Consider the following 18,353-nt stretch of genomic DNA (forward strand, 5'->3'; position numbering starts at 1 on the left):
ATCAGCCCCCCATAGGGTAGCGTGAGCAAGTAAGATCAATTAGTTCTCCGTCCCGCGAATACGTCCGGACAACATGATACGTCGTTCCTTCGTGCAGTAGTTTCGGCTCATCCTGATATTCCGCGGCGCGGATCTCGAATATCTTCTCAGCCTTAACGCCGACTGCGAGTGCTTGGTAAAACTCAACGCCTTTGACCGACTTCGCATTTGCGAACACCTCTCGAGGTTGCCCGTCCGTTTTCGTGCTGCCACCGTATGGCGAAGGCACAAGCACCTCCTGGATCAGCCCTACAACGTCACGCCACATCATCAGGCATCATCCTCCACCGTGTATTCATGCGATAGCGACAGATGAGCTTTGAGCGACTCGTAGGAGGCTTGGAACTTCTCGGCATCCTTATTGTCCAACCCGAAGTTTGCCTTGCAATAAACCGTAATTGCCCGCTTAATCAGCGGATCGCTATCGTCGCCCACTTTGGATGCGAGCACGCCCGACAATTGCAAATCATGCCGGGCAGCTGCTATAAGATCCTCGACCTCGTCATCAAAATGAGTGTTGCTCAGGCTAATCCGGAGAGCATGTTTAACGCTATCCAGCATTCAAATCACCCTGCTCTCAGTTCCTTTTCCGCCTCTTCAGCGGCTTCCTTGCCACGGACTTTTTCGCCATTGGAAAGCTCAAATGTACCGCCGCCGACGTGCTTCGGAAACTCATCATTTATGACAATGACAGGAGTTTCAATTAAGCCGCTGGCCGCCAGCTTATGAATGTGTTTGGAGTCGGAGCATTCATACTCCGACCCTCTCTTGTAGACCTGGCTATTTACCGGATCATAGAAGCTTTTAAGCACCTTCAAGGTTAGTCCCCCTCTTCTTAGCCGCGTTTTACTCGAAGGAATCCGTTGTGAGAGATGACATTTCCGCCAGCATACACGCTTGCACGGTGAGCCACTTGTCCAGATTTGAATTTGTAATCTTCCGAGCGACGAACATCGATCTCGGAGAAGATGGTCAGCAAGTAGTTTTGCAGATTGCCATATGCCATTGCAAAGTCGCCCGTCACGCCGGCGGCGCTCAGACGCTTACATGCCGAGTTGACGATGAAACGCACACCATCGATTGTTCCGACGTTGCCACTCGAGCGGATCGTGTGGATCCGGTTGCCGTTTGCATCTCGCAGCTGGGCGAAAGCTTTCAAGTCGAGCTTATTCAGGATCAGCGTCGCGCCACCTTCAACGTCCTCATCGCCGCCGTAGCTGTAAATGATTTCATCCAGCAGGTTTTCGTCGATTACCGTAGGCGCAAGGTCAGTTGCAGCGTTGATTGCAGTTGGAGTGCCGAAAATGCCCATCAAGCGATTTGTAGCGCCTGTACCGAGCAAGATTTGACGGGAGATGCGCTTGCGGATCGCGATGCGTACGCCACGCATAACTTCGCCGTCGTAATCAATATCCGGCAGCTCAACAACACCTTGATCAACTTCGGAATACGATGTGATTTTGCTTTTGTTGATCGAGACCTTTCCGAAATCCACGTCATCTTCCGTGTAATCCGCGTCATCTGCAACTTCGCCACCTTCGCCGTAACCGACGATGTAGCTTTTTTCGTAAGATTCGCCGCCAATACGAGGAGTAACTTGAACCAGGTCAAGCAGCGAAGAAACTTGGTTGAATGTCGGCGACAGGCTGTCCGAGTGATGAGTCGGAACGAGAATGCCGGTCGACGTCAACTTGACGGCATTGTTTGCCCGCAGCAACTGACCGCGCTCTGCAGAAGGCTTAGCCCAAGAATCAGGAATACCGGAAGACGCTGTTTTGTCGAAAGCTTCCCCGTCGTTGCCGCCGATCATCTTCGAATTCAGATCTTGCAGGCGTTCATTCAGCGCCCGCTGGTTTGCCTTCGCTTTGACCGAATCATCATACTTTTGGTCGAGAGCTTCAATCTCTTTGGACTTCGCGTCAAATTTATCAACGCTGCCCTCGTTTGCGTACGCTTCTGCCTCTACAACAAGTGCTTTCCGTGCTTCTACATATTGCGTTCTATTCATCATCTTCTACCATCGCACCTTTCAGGTTAATTAATTTTATTTTCAAAGCCATAGCAGCTTTTTGCTTCTCTTCTTCTGTCTCGGCTTCCGGCTCTGCTTCCGGTTCCGGATCAGGGGGAGGAGTTGACGTTTGAGCAATCGGAGACGCCGGCTGCTGGAGCGCTACAGGCGACAACTGACCGCCATTATCCGCGAGCGCCAGGCGCATCTTATTGACCACTTCAAGGGGTAACATGCCGTTGATGGCCGCGCTGGCCGCAAGCTGCTTCTGCTCATCGAACATGATTTCATCGGCAAAGCCTTCTTTCACGGCCTGTTGAGCGGTCAGCCAGGTTTCTTTGTCCATCATCGCTTTTAATTCGTCTTCCGACTTTTTGGTCTTCAAACGATAAGCGTTAGCGATGGACGAGTTGGTGTTTTTCAAAAATTCAGCACCATGCTCCATGTCGCGGTAGTCGCCTTCCATGCGTGTCCATGCGTTGTGAATCATGATCTGCGCTGTCGGCGAGATAGATACAACATCAGCAGCCATCGCAGCCACACTAGCGGCACTCGCCGCAAGACCTACAACCCTGGCAGTAACGCGACCGGCATAGCCTTTCAACGCGGAATAAATTTCGCTCCCGGCAAATACTGATCCGCCTCCGGAGTTAATAATCACATCAACATCCTCGCCGTTGGCGTCTTTGAGTTCCTTGTTCACGCTGGATGGGCTGACCGCGGCAATGCCGAACCAGTCATAAATCCATTTCTCGTCATCCCCGACGATTACCCCTTTGATATTGACCGTCTTCATTTTCTTTCTCACCCCCTTTCAAGGCAAAATAAAAACACGGCTATTTGGCCGTGCTCTGCACTGGTGCTGTATCAAGACGACGTACGATCTGATCGCCGCCCTCCAAAGGCGGAAGATTGAGCACGCGTCTCCATTCATTTGCAGTTAAAGCCCCGCGATCAACCATTTGCATGAGTGAAAGCTTAGTAGCCATGCTTGCAAATGATAAATCCATCGAATCGAACACGATTTTGTTTCCATGACCGCGTTCCCTTGGTGAAAAGAGCTTACGAGTGAATTCTCCGGCAGCCTGCATCGCGCATGGCTCGATTTCAGCCTCGAAATACGCATTCCATTCATCCTCTGTGTATCTCGACTGCACGATCTTGTCATTCGTCCCAAAGAAGCTATATATGCGCTGTACGGCCTTCTCCTGCTGTGGCGTGGCTGGGACATAGGTATCTGTCTTCACTTGCTCCAGATCGTACCTTGGATCGCTATAAGCCGCGCCGCCTTCCTTCGAAGCATCGAGGTAGCTATCGACAAATTCCTTAACCTGCATATCTCTGTCGTCTTTTTTCAATGACGACTTGAATTTCAAAATCCACTTGATAACAGATGATCTTTTCACCGCGTTTACGACGGACTGGTCAGACGAGTTAATAATCTCCATGACCGATTTAAGAGCATCAGAACGGCTCGTCCCGAAAATATCGTGATCGTTGTAGTCACTACGCAAATGAATGACATCAGCGTAGGCTACGGTTAACACTTTCCCGCGCGGCAGCATGAACCGCAGCATGATTTCTTTGCCTTCTTCTCGAATCGCTTCAACATTCGAAGCTATGATCTGATACAGCTGCAGGGGAATGCCGTCGGAGTCGCGATAAATCAACGCAAATGCATTACAGGTCATTTCTAACTGTGTAATCATTCGCTCCATAAACATCTGTCCTGAACAGTACGGATTTGGTTCCTCCAGGAGCCGTTTGATATAAAGCTCTGGATTAACTTTAAGTCCGTCTGTTCCTTCGCGAATATGGACGGGAGTGAGCTTTCCGATAGCCTTAACCTTAGGGCGAATAGCTGACCTTACGATGTCGGACTTATATAAATTGCCGTTCCAGGGCGTGTAATTGTCTCCACGATCGGTAACGAGCATTACTTTATCATTTCGATTACCTGCAGCTCCGAAAATGTTCCACCATCTAGCCAAACGTTCACCTCCCTTCCAGCCTTAAATGACATCCGATTGCCCAAAGGCCGCAAAATCATCCTTAACCTTTTGATACGCAACATACGCCATCAGATAACTGGCATAACCATCGATCCGCGCTTTAGAGGACCGCTTATCCGGCTGTATATTGTTATTCGTATCGATCTTAGCTGCAGTATTAAGAACACACCATCGGAACAAACCGTTGTATCTTGAGAAGATGACTCGGCGGTCGCCAAACAAAACGCGCGTCTCTTTCATCGGAGCTGATAATGTCCGCGCTCCAAATGGGACAGTGAACACTACTCCGCGGCCGTCGGCGCCTTCTCTCGGGAATCCAACCTTCTCCATCTCCATTGCGAAATCCTCAAAATGCCAGCGGTCCGCTCCGATTTTCCAGAATGTAACCTCATACTTGTTAGCAAGATGTGCGAACCACTCAGCAACATCTGAACGCCTGACGATACTGCCTTCGCAAATATGCAGCAATTCATCATTCAGCGGATCGTCAGCTCCTGTAGCAGTGAAACTCTCATATGCCATCTTGTCTTGCTTGCTGTTCTTTTCGATCCGCTCACGAGCAATGAAGTATCTCTGGAACAGATGAAGCTTTCCGGCAATAGGGAGCAAGGCAGTCGCGCAACAAAGGTCCGTCGTTTCAGAAATGTCCGCAGCCCCGACAGCGTATTTGTCCTGCAGCATGGTTTCGATGTCCATATCTCCCGCGCACTGGTCAACCTCCTGCAGGTCGAAGTAAACCACACTCAGGCTGCTGGCGCGGTTGAGATGCTTTGCGAGGAAAGATGGCATTTGAGCAGGATCGTCCATCGCCTTCATGTACTCGCCTTCCAGGTAACTCATCGTCGGGCGAGCTTCCCGCAGCCCGGGGTTTGCCTTAATCCAGCAGGAACGATCAGCAGGGTCGTCATCGTCATCAATCCGGAAGATCATCGGAAACATTCGCTCTTTGCTGTCTCCTGCAAGCACCTTTTTACAGCGTTCAAGAACACTATCGAAGATACCTTCCCGCTCAAAACCGAAAGTCGAGATGATAACTCCGAGCGGCTGCGTACGTGCGCCGCCGGCGGAGGAGAATACGTCGTAAGTGTTCCTGTCCTTGATCGCATGGCATTCGTCAATGATGAAGGCATGAGGGTTAAGACCGTCCTGGGACTTGCTGTTCTTTCCTCCTGCCTTCATGTAACTGCCGGTCGCAGGGAACAGCAGCATCTCGGAGTTATCTCGATCCCGCTTAGTCCTCCAGTGCTTACGCGGGTTATCCGGCGGCGTCAGTACCTCGCTGGATTGCAAGAACGCCTTTGCACTCTCATATACAATGGACGCCTGCTGCTTCTGCGTAGCCAGACACCACACTTGCGCAGCCGGCTCATTGTCGGCCATCAGGAGGAAATCGGCAATTGGAGAAATGAAACTCGATTTCCCCCATTTCCTCGCGACCAAAAGAACGAGCTCCCGGAAATATCGAACTTCCATCTTCAACTCTTTGTCGTACATCTTGAATCCAAAAATGCAGGCGGCAATATACTTCTGCTCGAGCGATGGTTCGAACGGCATGCCTGCCCAGCGCCCTTCACGATGCCGAACCAATCGACAAAAGGATATGAAGGCTTCAACGTCTGTCGGATCGTATCTAACCGTTTTATTTTTCAGCAGCTTTTCGATCAGCTTCTTTAATGCCTTGATGTCCTTACCGTGCTTATCCGGTTCGTTTTCAACGTAATCGTGCCAATCCTGAATATACGAAGGTACCTTATCCACCTTGACCACGCGCCAATATCTTCTCGAACTCGTCTTGCTTCTTCGGAGGCGGCAATGTAGAAGGAAGTGGCGTCGGATCGAATTCCGGAATAAGGTCCGTCAGTTGTCTCATGATCGACGCGTGATTCTTGACCATCGTATTGTAAACTTCAACCTCCGGACTCTTCTTGGTGCCGTATTGGTTTTCTCCGTTCTTGTATTCAGTGATCGCGCCTTTTACGTTGATGCTCTCCTGCAGGTCTTCGAGCGTTATCGTCATGAATGCAGCGTTTTTTACCAAGGATGAAACAGCGTCCAGTCTATCTCTCGGTATTTCTTTAAAGAGTTTCCGAAGTCGGTTGTACTCCTTCTTGATCCGAGTTTCTTTTGTTTGCTCCCACGAAGTCGCCATAAAAATACCCCCTCCCCTACATGCGCGTATGGCCCGCGAGTAATTTGAAATGGGGACACGCGGTCTTCAGAATTTTGGGCCCCAGATATTTTTAGGGGGGGTATCAGCCCTTTCCCCTATATTTCAATTAGAACAAAAAAAGCCCGGAAAGCTCATGATTACAAGCATTCTAGGCTTTTTTCATATTGGTCCAACGAACCGATGCAATCCAGTTGATCGTCCATGCTTCTCGTTGTGATGGTCTACACATAGCAGCTGCAGATTGTCCGGATTGTAGGCAATGTTCCAGTAATGTTTGTTGCTATTGGTCAACTCAATGATATGGTCAACCTCATGGCCAACCTCTGTCCTGCCTTCCTTCAAGCATTGCTCACACAATCCATTGGTGCGGTTGATGACGTACGCCCTGGACTTCCGCCATTCTGCCTTGCGATAGATTTCAGGATGTCGTGCCATATGCCGTCACACAATCATGAAATTAACAATCTGAACAGCTGGATTCGCCTTCAGCCTGAACTCATCGTCATAGGCTACTTTGTAGTACTTGAGCTTACCTTCCAGGTCGTCAGTATTCGTTATGATCTCAATCGCTCCACTCGGAAGCTTAACCGCAACGACCACAATCTTCGGGCCGCCATCTTCATAAACCAATTGGACCTCGTAATCAAATTGCTCTTTCAACATTAAGTCTACCATCATTCCTTCACCTTCCTATCGCGCTTGCTTATAGCCTTATCCAAAGCGTCAATGAATGCTCCTATAACGACGCACACCAACCATATAACGGCAAGGATCGCGAGCACTCCCCAGAATGGAGCAGTCACCCACCACCACGACCAATCGATAACACCGCAGAGTTTCAATACAATAAAGGCGATCCCCAATAGTCCAAGCATACTCATGCCACCGCCCTGCTTGCTGCTGCTTTGCTTACTCATATTCATTCTCCTTTCAAGCTTGGACTTTATCTTCCTCGCTGAGGATGCGCACCTTGCATATTGCAATGCTTGAAGGTCGAGCCAGATCGTGCCGGCAGACGTCGATCGTATCGCATGATCCTTTTCGAGCAATAAAAAAAGCCGCTCATTATGGGCGACTTTAAAGTAATTATTCTGAACCAAGTCTTCTTTGTTCTTCTTTGTAGATTTTATCAATAGCTTCTCTAGTCACTTCTTCAACATTAACTTCTCTGATCGCTTCATCTGTAATTTCTTGCACCATTTTTCTGTGTGCTTCGGAATCGACCATACCTTGAATGTGATCCTGAATTACTCTATCAAGTTCTTCTGAAACCATTTTATTATATTTCAAGCTATTTATTAAAAATATAATCCCTACGCTCAACAAAACTGTTGTATCATTCAACTTGGTTAATACAGTGTTGTCCCAGTTAACCTTAATAAAGGGGACAACCATAAATGTAGTCACAGCCAAAAAATAAATTACTTCCTTCGTCTTTCTAAATGCAAAAGGATCTCTTTTATCTTTTCCTTTTTGATCTAGAACATCGATTATGGTAAAGAATAATGCTGAAAACGAAAAACCAAGAAGATAAGCAACAGGAAGATTTAAAAGTCCAAAGGCATTTAATACTGCTAGTACAAACAAACTAACACTCATGTACTTTGTAATTGTCGCAAGATACATATCCGACCATCCTCTCTTTATCCATCAATCTTTCGACGAAGAAACGGATATCCCTTCCTTATTCTACAAAAAACACTATCTTTAATATTCCGTAATACCATATACCTTCATTGACTGCCGAAACCTGAAAAAATGAGAAACACAACGTGATTATTCTAAATATTTAATTGTATTAGATTCCCCTCATGATCAAATGCGAGCCCCTCATTAATCACAGGCTCATTGCTACCGTGATGCACTTTGTTGTGGCAATCTTGGCAGACGTATTCAAGTAAGCGATGATTCAGCGAAATAATCGGGTGGTTGATGTTATCCGGCGTAAGATAAACTTTGTGATGGACGATCTTGCTAGGATCCGGGCAGCGTTCGCACAAACCATGTACCTTTTTGATATAAACAGTCCGGCATTGTTTCCAAGGTTTGCTGTTATAGAATTTCCGAGCCCAAGGCTTCATGTTACACCCCGCTTGGCTTAATGGTGATCGTGCCGGTCATGATTGTTGAAGGTTTTCCGAATGAATCGGTCAGCTCTGCTTCATGGTAATATGCACCCTTCAGATCGAGAGTGTCCGCACTTTCCAGAGGAATCACGTATATTCCACTTTCATTATCGATCGTAATAGCCGGCGTTTCCTTGTAGATGACATGCGGATCCCCAACTGATTTCATCATGGCCCATTTGATCTTTGCGCCCGTCATATCTACGTCCGGCAGCACACTTTCAATATCCAGTGAGTCGCCGGCATATGTCACAAAATTTTGATTTGTAGCCGTCATTAAATCCCCTCGCAATCGGACACTGGTCCTTCGTGATGACTGAAGCCGGACAATCAAAACCCTTTCACTTCGAAGCCTTATCTTCCGGATGATCGGCTCGCCGTCAATGAAGCTCGCAGACGACACAGAGACGGCCGCGCCGCCCACAAGCGCTATTCGGATAACCGAACTCATAGCAGACGAAATAGCGGCGGCCATGCCCTCCACAAACATCATCTTGACGACATTGCTTGAAGCTCCTGACGTAGCTGCAGCTGTGCCGCCCACAGATGACACCTTGACGACCGAGCCGGAAGTCGATGACACAGCTGAAGCCGAACCTCCAACCTCATGCACTTGGCCGCTCCCGCCGACGTCTCCAGAAGCGGAGGAAACCGCTGATGCGCTACCACCGACCGACATTAAATGGGTAACGGATGCCGTAGCGGAGGATTGAGCTGTCGCGGAGCCTCCCACATTGGCAGTTAAACCCACGGAGCCGGTTGCAGAGCTGGTCGCCGCCGCCGATCCACCGACCGCCACCACCTTGACCACAGACGATGATGCGGAGGAAACAGAAGTACCCGCGCCCTCGACCTCGTGGACTGTCGGCCCCTCGCTTACGAACGTACCACCAAATAGCGTCGCGTGCCGCCCGTTGCCGCTTTGATCCTGGACATTACCGAGCGTTAAGTCATAATGCGCAACGAGCGTTGCGCCGGAGTAAAATTTGATGTCATACGCCTTTACAGGCATAAACGTACCAGCGCTGGCACTTGAATTGGTGAAAAGGTTCCCGTCATCCGTCCCGGCAGCTGACCAGCGAGTCTCAAGCAAACACCGTGTATCGGTCGGAACCATAACTGTGTTGTTCGATTTCGGACCGACGCCATCGACATAAGTGCTCATAGGACTGTCATTGCCCTCGACGTCTACGCCACCCGTCGTCCTATTCAGATAACCGAAGCTGAACCCGACCCGAAAGTCGAAGTACGATTTCTGCGTCGCATGGTCATGCTGATAGCTGGCGTCGATTATTACCTTGTCAAATGACATTGACGGAAGCTTGATATAGTGCCCCGTCGCCCCGCCTTGGTTAAGCTCTAAGCGATAAGGCATAAGTCACCGCCTTAATCCAAGTTGATGGAAAGCGCCCCGGATGCAATGCTGATTTGCTCGCCGTTTGCCAAGGTCTTCTCAGCAGCCGCGCCTGCTACGTCCATTCGCGCCCAATAAAGCAGGTTGCCGGCTGTTGCTGCGTCCCATACTCCAATATAACGGACTGTAGCCCAGACGCCTGTAGCGGTAAACGTGACGGCCGAGTTGGTAGCCTTACTGCCGCCGCTGGCAGCCGCGTGCGTCACGGATTGCCGTTCATATCCCGGGCAGTTCCCTGTGGTCGCCTCCGCCGCCGGCTGATCCGTCGTAATTCCTGCGGCATCCGTGAATAGACCGACGTATTTTGTACCGCCGAGCAGATTGTCCAGTGCTGTGTTTTCGCCATAATTTGAAATAGATCCAGGCATGATTGATTCCTCCTCGTTTTTGGGCATGAAAAAAGCCGCTCGTTTGAGCGACTCAAAAAAGGCTTATCTCACAACTATCTTACCCTGAGTACGTGCTGACCTTATTACACCACGGTTTCCTGTAAAAACCTGAATTCCAGGGACATTAGAGTAATCTCCGTCATCAGTTAAGACTTTGACATGACCTTGTCTCATTAAACTACTTGTAATAAAAAGATCGTACCCGTCCATAGCTTGTGTTTTTATATTAATCAATGCTTCGTCTGTCGTTTGTGCATCAATTATTAGGTTTTCTAATGAAGAACCCATAGACTTAACTTGAGCCCATGCCGCCTCGATTTGAGAAGTTACATTATTTCTTTCATTCGGTAAGTTATGTCTGAACTCTTTAGTATTTACGTTCATACTATTGGTAGCATTGTATATTTCTCTTTCAACTTGTTCTATTCTATGAGCAAGTTCAGCAAATGATAAGCCTGACCAAAGAAGTTTTGATTTTGCAGAAAGAGCCATTGCAATATAACTGGGATATGTATTAATTTGATAAGCATTAGGCCCTGTGGTTGATTGACTGGCTCTTGTATAAGTTAACCAGTACCATACATTTGAATCTACTAGAATAATGTCTTGTTCCTTTGGTATATCATTTCTAATGTCTATAATATCGGCATTTATAGTGTAATTATATGGCACCTTTATTCGTCCTCCTCTTCAGTAAGGATGTCATCTAAGGTTTTTTGATAATTAGCATCATTAAAGTATCTTGAGGAATTATTCAAAACAATTTCAAAAAGACTTTTACCAGTTGGATTTATATTCACAATATGTAATATTCGTTCAAGTTCCTCATTAGTAAACTCTTTAACCAATGGACCAACCGCTGCATTAAAAAATGGTGATGCAAAAATGTTAACATCCTTAAAATCAAGTTCAACAACTTCACCTTTTTTTAAATCATTTAAAATATTGTCCAACAATTTCCTTCCGTCTTCTCTTGTAATACAAAGTTCGCCGACTAATTCATTTACCGAGACCTTCATTATACTTCCTCCATTCATTACTCACTTGATAAATAGTAGAATGTTTCATCATCACATTTCAGTGAAATGTTCACTAATGTACCATTATATTTATAAGGTATATTCTTGTACTCTTCTTTATCCGCAGTGATTTTCGCATATCCTTCATGGCTAAAAACTTCTAATGTACCTTTATTAATTTTAATAAATTTACTTAAAAGATCTAATCCCAAGCCTCGACCACTTTCGTTCCCATCTTCATCTTCAGGCTTAGTCGTAGCCCCTGGTCTAAATGCCCATTTCATTGCATTAGACGCTTTTATTGAGTTATCATTTTTAAATCTTCTCACACTGTTTGGAATTCCAATTCCAAAATCCACTAAGCATAGTCTTAATTCATCTAAATAAGGATATCGTTGACCACAAGTAAAAACTCCTATCGGTGAATTACCGTGATCAAATGAATTTATATAAATTTCCCACACTTTACCAACAATTTCATTTTTCAATGGCTTACTGACATTAATCCATCCTCTACCTAGCCAGTCATTAGATAGGTATTCTATATACGCCTCCTTTTTAGCAATTTTGTCTTCTCTGTAGCGCACAGAATTCCCTTCCCAGGGAGAATCTCCAAAGAAGTCGAAGCTTTCAATAAATCCATTTTGTTTCAAATTCGTAGCGATTCTGCTCGTTAGTGAATCCCAATCAAACATTACTCGATGGCCATTATATCGAATTAATCGTGCTAGTCCACCAATAAAAGCTACAGCGTTTTGCCTTAAAAACCTACACGAACTAAAATTAAATAAAATATTAGTGTCCGAAAACAAAACTTGACTATAAATGTGAAAAAGATTTTGGAAGTCCCTAATATCATCATTTATTGTGGGTATGTTAATGATTTTGTATTTAGTCAATGATTCTCATCCATTCTTTTATTATAGACAAATGATAGCACAATCTAATCATTTAATAATAATTCGACAAAAGCAAAAGATTTACTTCTATAATATTTGAGACAAATAAATTCTTCATTCAAGTAACGATCATCGTTATTTCCCTATAAACCGCTTCGGCTGGATTGGTGTGATCTTAACAATGTCCTTTCTTTGCACGATCCAAGTCTCAGCGCCGTTTCGTATCTTGACGCAGCCGGTAATCTCAGGATCAACCACTTCCTCCAGCACACCCTCATGCTTCGCCATTGTGTCGAGCTCCAACACAACGACTTTCCCATAATAATTGTCAATGCGCATCGTTCTTCCCCCTTTGCGAGAGAGATTCGACGCTAACTATTAATTTCCTTCAATGCTCGCGCCCTCGATGTCCTGGATCGCAAACCATTCACCATCAACCATAAAGCGGCCGCGGAGCTGATCCACTCGATCAACTACACCGAATACCTCTAATTCCTCAAGCTCATGGAACATCCGGAGTTTAACCGGCTGCCGCTGCTGCATCGATTGCGCAACAGCCCGCGAAACATCTTCCCATTCCTGCTCGTCGAGTTCGATCCGCTGCCGCTTCTTTTGCTCATGAGCCAATTCAATAATTCTTGCTTTGTGCTCCGGCAACATCATCCGGCTGCTTTCCCAAAAACCATTTCCGGATAGTTTCTTCGCCATAAAGACACCCTCCATTTTTCAGATGCCTTTATTATATGCGAACAACTGTTCGTTATTCAAGCGATAAAATGTGACATTTACTTCGGCATGCCACAGCCGCCACGAGCCGAGTCCTTGCATCTGCAGTCGATGGCCGGAAGGAGTTAAGGCAAACGGAGCAGCTGGGAATGACAAGACCATACTGCGCCGCAGGACCGGCATAACGAAAAAGAGAGCCTGTCGGCTCCCTTGGGAATAGTTTTATAAAGTCGTGGGCAAGGATTTGCACCTTACATGTCCTACGCCATCGGACTCGTTAATGGATGGCCGTTAGTTTTCCCTAGCCTCTACCTATTCCGCCACCACGTTTAAACCAGTAATCGCATTGCGCAAACTGGATTCTACTCCTGCATCTTGGCAGGTGAGCTTTGTGCCCCGCATGCTGTGTTACAAGGATGAAGGTCGTCCTCCCTCATCTTGATTCGGCAGCCACCCGAACATGCGGAGCCGGCTGTTAGAGACGTAGCTTAGTCAACGCAGGACATTCGATCTCTAATTGTAAAGCATACATCGATACGAGCCCCTAAATGCCCGTCTAAGCGATTCTAGCAAGAGTCGTCGGAATACAGAAGCAAGCGGCTAGAATCGAAAAGAAGGGCAATTCCGGGCGCATATCGACGAGATTTTGGATCACCTCCGGGCGGAATGTGCATCAACTACATTTGCGCCATAGGAATGATATCCGTAGGAAGACGAAAATAACAGTCTACCCGCTTGTGCTACCCTTGCAGCTCAGGGGCCGGAATGGGTTAATGTGCGTGTCGGGCGCTGCTCTCTTTCAAAACTTCCATGATATAAATTTACCACGGATCCTACCTAATGGCGCACAATCGGGACCTAAGTTTTGTATAATAATACCCCAATTTATTCAAAACAATCACACATATATTATGCAGTTTCATCGTCGATCTCGTCGATTGCTTCGGCTACTGAATTGTAAAGTTTGAATTCTGGCAAGAAAGCAGGATCATTGATCCGATAGCCGAATCCATTAGGAACGCGCGGATCTGGGAGAGAGTTGATTTGGATTTCGTAGCTTCGATGCACTTTGACCGTAGTCCATTTTTGTCTAGGCATTATTATTCACGCTCCTCATTTTCGTTTGCGAGGCCGACAAATGATCCGACAGCGTCCAGCATCGCTGTCGTCGTAAAGCTCGATCATGACGCATGCATCAAACATCAGCAGCGGCACGATCAGATTCCCATACACAGCATAATCGAGATGCTTCAGCCTCTTTAAGCCGCTCATGGAACAACCTCCATTTCAACGTGTGCTCCTCGGTAGTTTAATTATAGATCAATCTATGTTAAGATCGGGAGGAGGGAGCTGTAACTCCCTCCAACCTTTCTAGTTGCGTTTACGCTGATCTGTGACCTTGTTGTACAGATCGTAGGCGCGCTCTTCGTCATCGGTAAGTTTGTACCGCTCGATGACCTTCAAGCTTTCTTGCCGGAACACTTCCCGAGTTATGCGCCCCAGTCCCATCTGATCGCGCAGCACTCGCAGGGAGTGTTCTCTTTTTTGCATTTTTTCAAATGCGCTTAGTGCCAGTCTATCCATTCGTTTCACCCTCTCAGAAAGCTTATCTTTAACTTTCTAAATATATTATAACACTTCCTAAAGATAATAGCAAACATTTTCTTTGACTTTGTGAAGATTAAATTCTATAATTGACATATAATCTTTGCGAAGGAGAATGTGTTATGTCATTTTCGTTTAAGCCTTTATGGATGAGATTAGTGCAGGAGGATATGACAAAGGAGCAATTAAGGATTGAGTTAGGCTTATCCAGCGCAACGATCGCCAAGATGGGCAAAGGTGAGTATGTATCTATGGAGGTTCTGGATAAACTTTGCTCAAGGTTTAATGTGCAGCCTAACGACATTATTGAGCATAAAAAAGAGCAAGAGGATTAAGCCCTCGCTGCTCTTTTTTTCATTCGATATCAATCCCGACAGCCCTATCCAATGACAATACCGCCGTCTCCTGCCCCGTGGGTAGCAAATGGGAATACGTATTGAGTGTTTGCGCCACCGTTGAGTGCCCTAGGCGCTTAGATACAACCCGAATGTCTTCCCGCTCGTTAAGCATGATGCTGGCACTCTGATGGCGCAGGTCGTGGTATGTGATGCGCGGTTCATGAGCTGGCTTGTACTTATCACATATGTCATACCACTTCTCAAGCACCTTTGAAGCATATGCTGGTGTTCCCTTACTCGAACAGACGACCAAATCATTATCTTGATATAACCGGCCCAACTTCTTCTTTTCCATTTCGATGATGTCCCGATGTTCCTTTAGAAAGCCAACGGTTAACGGTGAAATGCTTATCACCCTCACGCTGCTTGCATTCTTCACGCTCTTGAACTCCGTTTTATTCTTCCGCAGACTTCGCCTAACTCGTATAGTCGCCTTTTCAAAATCGACGTCAGCCCACTGCAACCCAAGAATTTCGCCCTGCCGCATCCCCGTCATAATCGCGAGGAAATAAGCAATCCAAAAGCGCGTCGTTCCTTTGCTGCTGGCGAGAACCAATTTAACCGAATCATTATCCCATATCTGCCGTTCTTTCTTCTCGACCTTCGGCTTCTCGCCCTTCGGTATTTTCGCGGTCGGGTTCCTGGTTATAAGCTCGAACGATTCGGCCGAATTAAGCGAAGCATCGACAACGGAATAGATACGCTTAACCGATTCGTCGCCAAGCCCTTTTTCAAATCCCGGTTCGTCGTTGATGCCTTTCGTCCGCAAATGCGTGATGAACTTTTTAATATCCAAAGCCGATAGCTTCGAAAGCTGGATGCTGCCGAGGTGCTTGCTTATATGCTTGTTGAAATAGGATTGATACATCTCGCGGGTCGAAGCCTCTATATTGTCTCGGCCTGCCAGCCAATCCGCAAAATACTCGCCATAGGTAACTTTTGTCGGGTCAATGTACTGGCCCCGGTTAAGATCGGCGGAAAGGGCATCCCGTTCCTTCTTCGCTTCGGTCCGTGTCCTAAAGCCGCGCCGCGTCACCCGTTTGCCATTAACCATAATCTGAAACCACCACGGGTTGCCCTTCTTCGCATTCTCGTTGTAATAAACCCCGTCCCCCGACTTCTTTGCATCAGTTTTCGCCACGACTCATAACCTCCATTACATCAATTGATGCAATTATAATCGAATTGCATCAGATTTGCATCAAAAAGAAAAATACATCAAAAAAAGCCCTGTAAATCAAGGCTTTTTCAGAATAGGTACTTACCCTTCAATTTGTGTCACCCCTCCTTGCACGGGTTTTTATGGTTTAACAAGGTTAAGGGATACAGTCAAATTATAGTATGAAGGGGCGGAATCATTGGTGCTGTAAACGAGGAAAATGGGCGGAATATTAAGTCATCTTCGCGTGTATAATTAAACGATGCGTAGGATTAATGATCGGATCGCAGGTGATCAGCGTCAGCAGCTTGTCTTTATCGTTATAATTCAGAACGGACACGTCCGTCGGCTCCACGACCGATACGTTGTAGACCGTATAGGTGTACGTCTCGCCTTTTGTTTCGATCACGATTTTATCCCCGATCTCGACCTCACCCAGCCGGTTGAACAGCCTGCCCTTCGCACGCATCCGGTGACCGGCGATAGCGGCGTTTCCGACCTGACCGATCGCCGTCGTTTCGGTCAAATGCGCCGCGGCGGACTTCATGTTTTTCTGGGTGGCGCCTTCCAATACCGGGAGCTTAAGCTTGATCGAGTCGATGCTGATCGTTGCGATCGGACTCAGCTTAGCCGATGCCGGGGTCGCAGACGGAGCCGAGCTCGCCTCCACGGCCGGCGTTTCTTCCGATTCTTCTGTCTCTTCCACATCACCTGCAGCCGCAAGCGACGCCGACTCCTCGTTAAATAAATCCGTCAGCTGCTCATATTGCCGCTGCGCCTGCTCCACGGCCGTTTCATCGTAGCTGGCCGTCTCCCACTCCTTCAGCAGCCGGTCCTGCTGCCAGTCCGCATACCATTCGCTTGCCTTCGGATATAGCAGCACCAGCAAGCCAAGAATGATCAATGCGTAAGCCGTTCCTCTTCTCATCAATCCGCCTCCCTCCGGCTCAGCCCGGCTTCCGGTCCTCTTCTTGCGAACACCCACCTTTTGCTTCCATAGAAATTCACGCCCACCGAAACGACCGTCACGATCGCCTTGGCCGGCAAGCCCTCCAGCGCAAGCCATTCGTTTAGCAGGGCAAGCAGCAAAACCGACATCCCCAGCACGACAGCGTTCCAAACGACGAACCTGATGCTCGTTGCGATGTCCGGCATATGCGATGCAGCCGTTCTTCCCGCGCCAAAAGTAAATCGGCTGTTTAGCAGCAGACTGTTCAGCATGCCCGCGCCATAAGCCAAAACCTGAGCCAGCAAGTAATAAACGCCCAGCTTGGTCAGCAAGGCGAATCCTAAAACATCGATAGCCGTATTGAGCAGGCCGATCAGGTTGAATCGCACAAATTGAACCAGCGTCCTGCCGCGGCTCAGATCAGACATATTCCTTCACTCGCTTCGGAGCCTCGCCGCTACCGGCTTCGGCGTCCTCTTCCCCGGGAGCATAGCCCCGCACCTCGCGCACGATGTACAGCGGCCTGTTTTTGGATTCGTCGTATATCCGTCCGATGTATTCCCCGATAAGCCCCAGCAGCATTAAAATAATACCGTTGAACAGCAGGTTGACCGCTACGATGGACGCCCATCCCTGGGCAGTCCCTCCGAGAACCAGCTTCTGGAAGATGACGACCACCAAATAAAGAAAGCTGGACAAAGATAGCGTAAAGCCTACATAGGTTGCAATTTTGAGCGGTTTGTAGGAGAAGGAGGTAATGCCGTCGACGGCGAAAGCGATCATCTTCTTGAGAGGATATTTTGTCTCCCCTGCAAAACGTTCCTCGCGTTCGTACTCGACCATCGTCTGCCGGAAGCCGATCCAGCTGACCAGGCCGCGGACAAAGCGGTTTTTCTCCTTTAATCCCCTCAGCACATCGCATACCTTGCGGTCGATGAGCCGAAAGTCTCCCGTATCTGCGGGAATATCGACATTCGTCAAGCTGCGCAGCGTACGGTAGAACAGCTTGGCGGTCGCTTTCTTGAACAGCGTTTCCCCTTTTCGCTTCAAGCGCTTTCCGTATACGACCTCGTAGCCTTCCTTCCACTTCGCGATCATATCCAGAATAACCTCCGGCGGATCCTGCAGGTCGGCGTCGATGACGACGATCGCGTCCCCGCGGGCGTAATCCATGCCGGCGGAAATCGCGATCTGATGGCCGAAATTTCTGGAAAAATTAATCAGACAGACGTGTGGATCGAAGTCGCAGATGACGGATACCAGCTCCACCGTGCGGTCGTGGCTCCCGTCGTTGACGAAGATTAACTCATACGGTTCCCCGGCTTCGTCCATCACCTGCTTCAGGCGGTCGTACGTATATTCGATTACCTCTTCCTCGTTGTACATCGGAACGATAACGCTGTATTTCACAGCCGAATGCGGCATCGCATGCAACTCCCT

At 47.7% G+C, this 18,353-nt stretch carries 27 protein-coding genes; 1 reads left to right on the forward strand and 26 read right to left on the reverse strand.

Going from position 1 to position 18,353, the window contains the following annotated elements; all coding sequences use genetic code 11:
* Window position 1: 1 nt before the first annotated feature.
* The 22 genes from KP806_RS07645 to KP806_RS07755 all read right to left on the reverse strand — a co-directional run bounded on the left by KP806_RS07645 (window position 2) and on the right by KP806_RS07755 (window position 14,386).
* Window positions 2–310 carry a phage head closure protein gene (locus KP806_RS07645; protein ID WP_224722970.1) on the reverse strand — a complete coding sequence of 103 codons (309 nt, stop codon included), beginning with the start codon at window positions 308–310 and terminating at the stop codon, window positions 2–4.
* Complete coding sequence (locus KP806_RS07650; protein WP_224722971.1) at window positions 310–600, reverse strand: head-tail connector protein; 291 nt, start codon at window positions 598–600, stop codon at window positions 310–312. Before KP806_RS07650 ends, KP806_RS07645 begins: the two co-directional genes overlap by 1 nt.
* A gap of 5 nt (window positions 601–605) precedes the next feature.
* Window positions 606–851 (reverse strand): hypothetical protein, encoded by a 246-nt coding sequence (locus KP806_RS07655; RefSeq protein WP_397376367.1) that lies wholly within the window; start codon window positions 849–851, stop codon window positions 606–608.
* A 23-nt stretch (window positions 852–874) separates the two neighbouring features.
* Window positions 875–2,050, reverse strand: coding sequence for a phage major capsid protein (locus tag KP806_RS07660; RefSeq protein WP_224722973.1), 1,176 nt, complete (start codon window positions 2,048–2,050; stop codon window positions 875–877).
* Window positions 2,040–2,843, reverse strand: coding sequence for a head maturation protease, ClpP-related (locus KP806_RS07665; RefSeq protein ID WP_224722974.1), 804 nt, complete (start codon window positions 2,841–2,843; stop codon window positions 2,040–2,042). The genes KP806_RS07660 and KP806_RS07665 overlap by 11 nt, the downstream gene beginning before the upstream one ends.
* 40 nt (window positions 2,844–2,883) lie before the next feature.
* Window positions 2,884–4,038, reverse strand: a complete 1,155-nt coding sequence (locus KP806_RS07670; protein ID WP_224722975.1) for a phage portal protein — start codon at window positions 4,036–4,038, stop codon at window positions 2,884–2,886.
* A gap of 21 nt (window positions 4,039–4,059) precedes the next feature.
* On the reverse strand, window positions 4,060–5,826 hold the full coding sequence (locus tag KP806_RS07675; RefSeq protein WP_224722976.1) for a terminase large subunit: 1,767 nt from the start codon (window positions 5,824–5,826) through the stop codon (window positions 4,060–4,062).
* Window positions 5,810–6,208, reverse strand: a complete 399-nt coding sequence (locus tag KP806_RS07680) for a hypothetical protein (protein WP_224722977.1) — start codon at window positions 6,206–6,208, stop codon at window positions 5,810–5,812. The genes KP806_RS07675 and KP806_RS07680 overlap by 17 nt, the downstream gene beginning before the upstream one ends.
* Window positions 6,209–6,388: 180 nt before the next feature.
* Window positions 6,389–6,664: an HNH endonuclease gene (locus KP806_RS27955; protein ID WP_224722978.1), complete on the reverse strand. Its 276-nt coding sequence runs from the start codon at window positions 6,662–6,664 to the stop codon at window positions 6,389–6,391.
* A gap of 6 nt (window positions 6,665–6,670) precedes the next feature.
* Window positions 6,671–6,907 (reverse strand): hypothetical protein, encoded by a 237-nt coding sequence (locus KP806_RS07690; protein WP_224722979.1) that lies wholly within the window; start codon window positions 6,905–6,907, stop codon window positions 6,671–6,673.
* On the reverse strand, window positions 6,904–7,146 hold the full coding sequence (locus tag KP806_RS07695; protein WP_224722980.1) for a hypothetical protein: 243 nt from the start codon (window positions 7,144–7,146) through the stop codon (window positions 6,904–6,906). The genes KP806_RS07690 and KP806_RS07695 overlap by 4 nt, the downstream gene beginning before the upstream one ends.
* A 169-nt stretch (window positions 7,147–7,315) precedes the next feature.
* The gene (locus KP806_RS07700) at window positions 7,316–7,855 is read right to left on the reverse strand and encodes a hypothetical protein (protein ID WP_224722981.1); all 540 of its coding nucleotides are present in this window, start codon (window positions 7,853–7,855) and stop codon (window positions 7,316–7,318) included.
* 456 nt (window positions 7,856–8,311) lie between these two features.
* Window positions 8,312–9,730: a hypothetical protein gene (locus KP806_RS07710; RefSeq protein WP_224722983.1), complete on the reverse strand. Its 1,419-nt coding sequence runs from the start codon at window positions 9,728–9,730 to the stop codon at window positions 8,312–8,314.
* An 11-nt stretch (window positions 9,731–9,741) separates the two neighbouring features.
* Entirely contained in the window at window positions 9,742–10,137 is a 396-nt protein-coding gene (locus tag KP806_RS07715) for a phage tail fiber protein (protein ID WP_224722984.1), read from the reverse strand.
* A 63-nt stretch (window positions 10,138–10,200) separates the two neighbouring features.
* Window positions 10,201–10,830 carry a hypothetical protein gene (locus KP806_RS07720; protein ID WP_224722985.1) on the reverse strand — a complete coding sequence of 210 codons (630 nt, stop codon included), beginning with the start codon at window positions 10,828–10,830 and terminating at the stop codon, window positions 10,201–10,203.
* Between the two features lie 2 nt (window positions 10,831–10,832).
* Window positions 10,833–11,177 (reverse strand): STAS-like domain-containing protein, encoded by a 345-nt coding sequence (locus KP806_RS07725; protein ID WP_224722986.1) that lies wholly within the window; start codon window positions 11,175–11,177, stop codon window positions 10,833–10,835.
* 17 nt (window positions 11,178–11,194) lie between these two features.
* Entirely contained in the window at window positions 11,195–12,076 is an 882-nt protein-coding gene (locus KP806_RS07730; RefSeq protein WP_224722987.1) for an ATP-binding protein, read from the reverse strand.
* Window positions 12,077–12,211: 135 nt separating this feature from the next.
* Window positions 12,212–12,415 (reverse strand): hypothetical protein, encoded by a 204-nt coding sequence (locus KP806_RS07735; protein ID WP_224722988.1) that lies wholly within the window; start codon window positions 12,413–12,415, stop codon window positions 12,212–12,214.
* 39 nt (window positions 12,416–12,454) lie between these two features.
* Window positions 12,455–12,784, reverse strand: coding sequence for a YolD-like family protein (locus tag KP806_RS07740; RefSeq protein ID WP_224722989.1), 330 nt, complete (start codon window positions 12,782–12,784; stop codon window positions 12,455–12,457).
* A gap of 927 nt (window positions 12,785–13,711) precedes the next feature.
* On the reverse strand, window positions 13,712–13,900 hold the full coding sequence (locus KP806_RS07745) for a hypothetical protein (protein ID WP_224722990.1): 189 nt from the start codon (window positions 13,898–13,900) through the stop codon (window positions 13,712–13,714).
* A gap of 15 nt (window positions 13,901–13,915) precedes the next feature.
* On the reverse strand, window positions 13,916–14,074 hold the full coding sequence (locus KP806_RS07750; protein WP_224722991.1) for a hypothetical protein: 159 nt from the start codon (window positions 14,072–14,074) through the stop codon (window positions 13,916–13,918).
* A gap of 99 nt (window positions 14,075–14,173) precedes the next feature.
* Window positions 14,174–14,386 (reverse strand): hypothetical protein, encoded by a 213-nt coding sequence (locus KP806_RS07755; protein WP_224722992.1) that lies wholly within the window; start codon window positions 14,384–14,386, stop codon window positions 14,174–14,176.
* A gap of 143 nt (window positions 14,387–14,529) precedes the next feature.
* On the opposite strand from KP806_RS07755, the gene KP806_RS07760 reads away from it, so the two are divergent.
* Window positions 14,530–14,742, forward strand: a complete 213-nt coding sequence (locus KP806_RS07760; protein ID WP_224722993.1) for a helix-turn-helix domain-containing protein — start codon at window positions 14,530–14,532, stop codon at window positions 14,740–14,742.
* Between the two features lie 19 nt (window positions 14,743–14,761).
* On the opposite strand, the gene KP806_RS07765 is transcribed toward KP806_RS07760, so the two are convergent.
* The 4 genes from KP806_RS07765 to KP806_RS07780 all read right to left on the reverse strand — a co-directional run bounded on the left by KP806_RS07765 (window position 14,762) and on the right by KP806_RS07780 (window position 18,338).
* Window positions 14,762–15,946: a tyrosine-type recombinase/integrase gene (locus KP806_RS07765; protein ID WP_224722994.1), complete on the reverse strand. Its 1,185-nt coding sequence runs from the start codon at window positions 15,944–15,946 to the stop codon at window positions 14,762–14,764.
* 250 nt (window positions 15,947–16,196) lie between these two features.
* The gene (locus KP806_RS07770) at window positions 16,197–16,892 is read right to left on the reverse strand and encodes a class D sortase (RefSeq protein WP_224722995.1); all 696 of its coding nucleotides are present in this window, start codon (window positions 16,890–16,892) and stop codon (window positions 16,197–16,199) included.
* Window positions 16,892–17,341 carry a GtrA family protein gene (locus KP806_RS07775; RefSeq protein ID WP_224722996.1) on the reverse strand — a complete coding sequence of 150 codons (450 nt, stop codon included), beginning with the start codon at window positions 17,339–17,341 and terminating at the stop codon, window positions 16,892–16,894. The genes KP806_RS07770 and KP806_RS07775 overlap by 1 nt, the downstream gene beginning before the upstream one ends.
* A complete protein-coding gene (locus KP806_RS07780) occupies window positions 17,334–18,338 on the reverse strand; it encodes a glycosyltransferase family 2 protein (RefSeq protein WP_224722997.1) in 1,005 nt (334 codons plus the stop codon). Before KP806_RS07780 ends, KP806_RS07775 begins: the two co-directional genes overlap by 8 nt.
* Between the last annotated feature and the right edge of the window lie 15 nt (window positions 18,339–18,353).

It is taken from the genome of Paenibacillus vietnamensis (assembly GCF_020169515.1).
GTDB lineage: Bacteria > Bacillota > Bacilli > Paenibacillales > Paenibacillaceae > Pristimantibacillus > Pristimantibacillus vietnamensis.

Bases quoted from the DNA above. Each gene is read 5' to 3' on its own strand.
- KP806_RS07715 (WP_224722984.1), bottom strand. From the start codon at position 10,137: ATGCCTGGATCTATTTCAAATTATGGCGAAAACACAGCACTGGACAAT.
- KP806_RS07665 (WP_224722974.1), bottom strand. From the start codon at position 2,843: ATGAAGACGGTCAATATCAAAGGGGTAATCGTCGGGGATGACGAGAAA.
- KP806_RS07780 (WP_224722997.1), bottom strand. From the start codon at position 18,338: ATGCCGCATTCGGCTGTGAAATACAGCGTTATCGTTCCGATGTACAAC.
- KP806_RS07770 (WP_224722995.1), bottom strand. From the start codon at position 16,892: ATGAGAAGAGGAACGGCTTACGCATTGATCATTCTTGGCTTGCTGGTG.
- KP806_RS07695 (WP_224722980.1), bottom strand. From the start codon at position 7,146: ATGAGTAAGCAAAGCAGCAGCAAGCAGGGCGGTGGCATGAGTATGCTT.
- KP806_RS07750 (WP_224722991.1), bottom strand. From the start codon at position 14,074: ATGAGCGGCTTAAAGAGGCTGAAGCATCTCGATTATGCTGTGTATGGG.
- KP806_RS07690 (WP_224722979.1), bottom strand. From the start codon at position 6,907: ATGATGGTAGACTTAATGTTGAAAGAGCAATTTGATTACGAGGTCCAA.
- KP806_RS07700 (WP_224722981.1), bottom strand. From the start codon at position 7,855: ATGTATCTTGCGACAATTACAAAGTACATGAGTGTTAGTTTGTTTGTA.
- KP806_RS27955 (WP_224722978.1), bottom strand. From the start codon at position 6,664: ATGGCACGACATCCTGAAATCTATCGCAAGGCAGAATGGCGGAAGTCC.
- KP806_RS07725 (WP_224722986.1), bottom strand. From the start codon at position 11,177: ATGAAGGTCTCGGTAAATGAATTAGTCGGCGAACTTTGTATTACAAGA.
- KP806_RS07740 (WP_224722989.1), bottom strand. From the start codon at position 12,784: ATGGCGAAGAAACTATCCGGAAATGGTTTTTGGGAAAGCAGCCGGATG.
- KP806_RS07645 (WP_224722970.1), bottom strand. From the start codon at position 310: ATGATGTGGCGTGACGTTGTAGGGCTGATCCAGGAGGTGCTTGTGCCT.
- KP806_RS07735 (WP_224722988.1), bottom strand. From the start codon at position 12,415: ATGCGCATTGACAATTATTATGGGAAAGTCGTTGTGTTGGAGCTCGAC.
- KP806_RS07710 (WP_224722983.1), bottom strand. From the start codon at position 9,730: ATGCCTTATCGCTTAGAGCTTAACCAAGGCGGGGCGACGGGGCACTAT.
- KP806_RS07745 (WP_224722990.1), bottom strand. From the start codon at position 13,900: ATGCCTAGACAAAAATGGACTACGGTCAAAGTGCATCGAAGCTACGAA.
- KP806_RS07760 (WP_224722993.1), top strand. From the start codon at position 14,530: ATGTCATTTTCGTTTAAGCCTTTATGGATGAGATTAGTGCAGGAGGAT.
- KP806_RS07680 (WP_224722977.1), bottom strand. From the start codon at position 6,208: ATGGCGACTTCGTGGGAGCAAACAAAAGAAACTCGGATCAAGAAGGAG.
- KP806_RS07755 (WP_224722992.1), bottom strand. From the start codon at position 14,386: ATGGATAGACTGGCACTAAGCGCATTTGAAAAAATGCAAAAAAGAGAA.
- KP806_RS07775 (WP_224722996.1), bottom strand. From the start codon at position 17,341: ATGTCTGATCTGAGCCGCGGCAGGACGCTGGTTCAATTTGTGCGATTC.
- KP806_RS07650 (WP_224722971.1), bottom strand. From the start codon at position 600: ATGCTGGATAGCGTTAAACATGCTCTCCGGATTAGCCTGAGCAACACT.
- KP806_RS07660 (WP_224722973.1), bottom strand. From the start codon at position 2,050: ATGATGAATAGAACGCAATATGTAGAAGCACGGAAAGCACTTGTTGTA.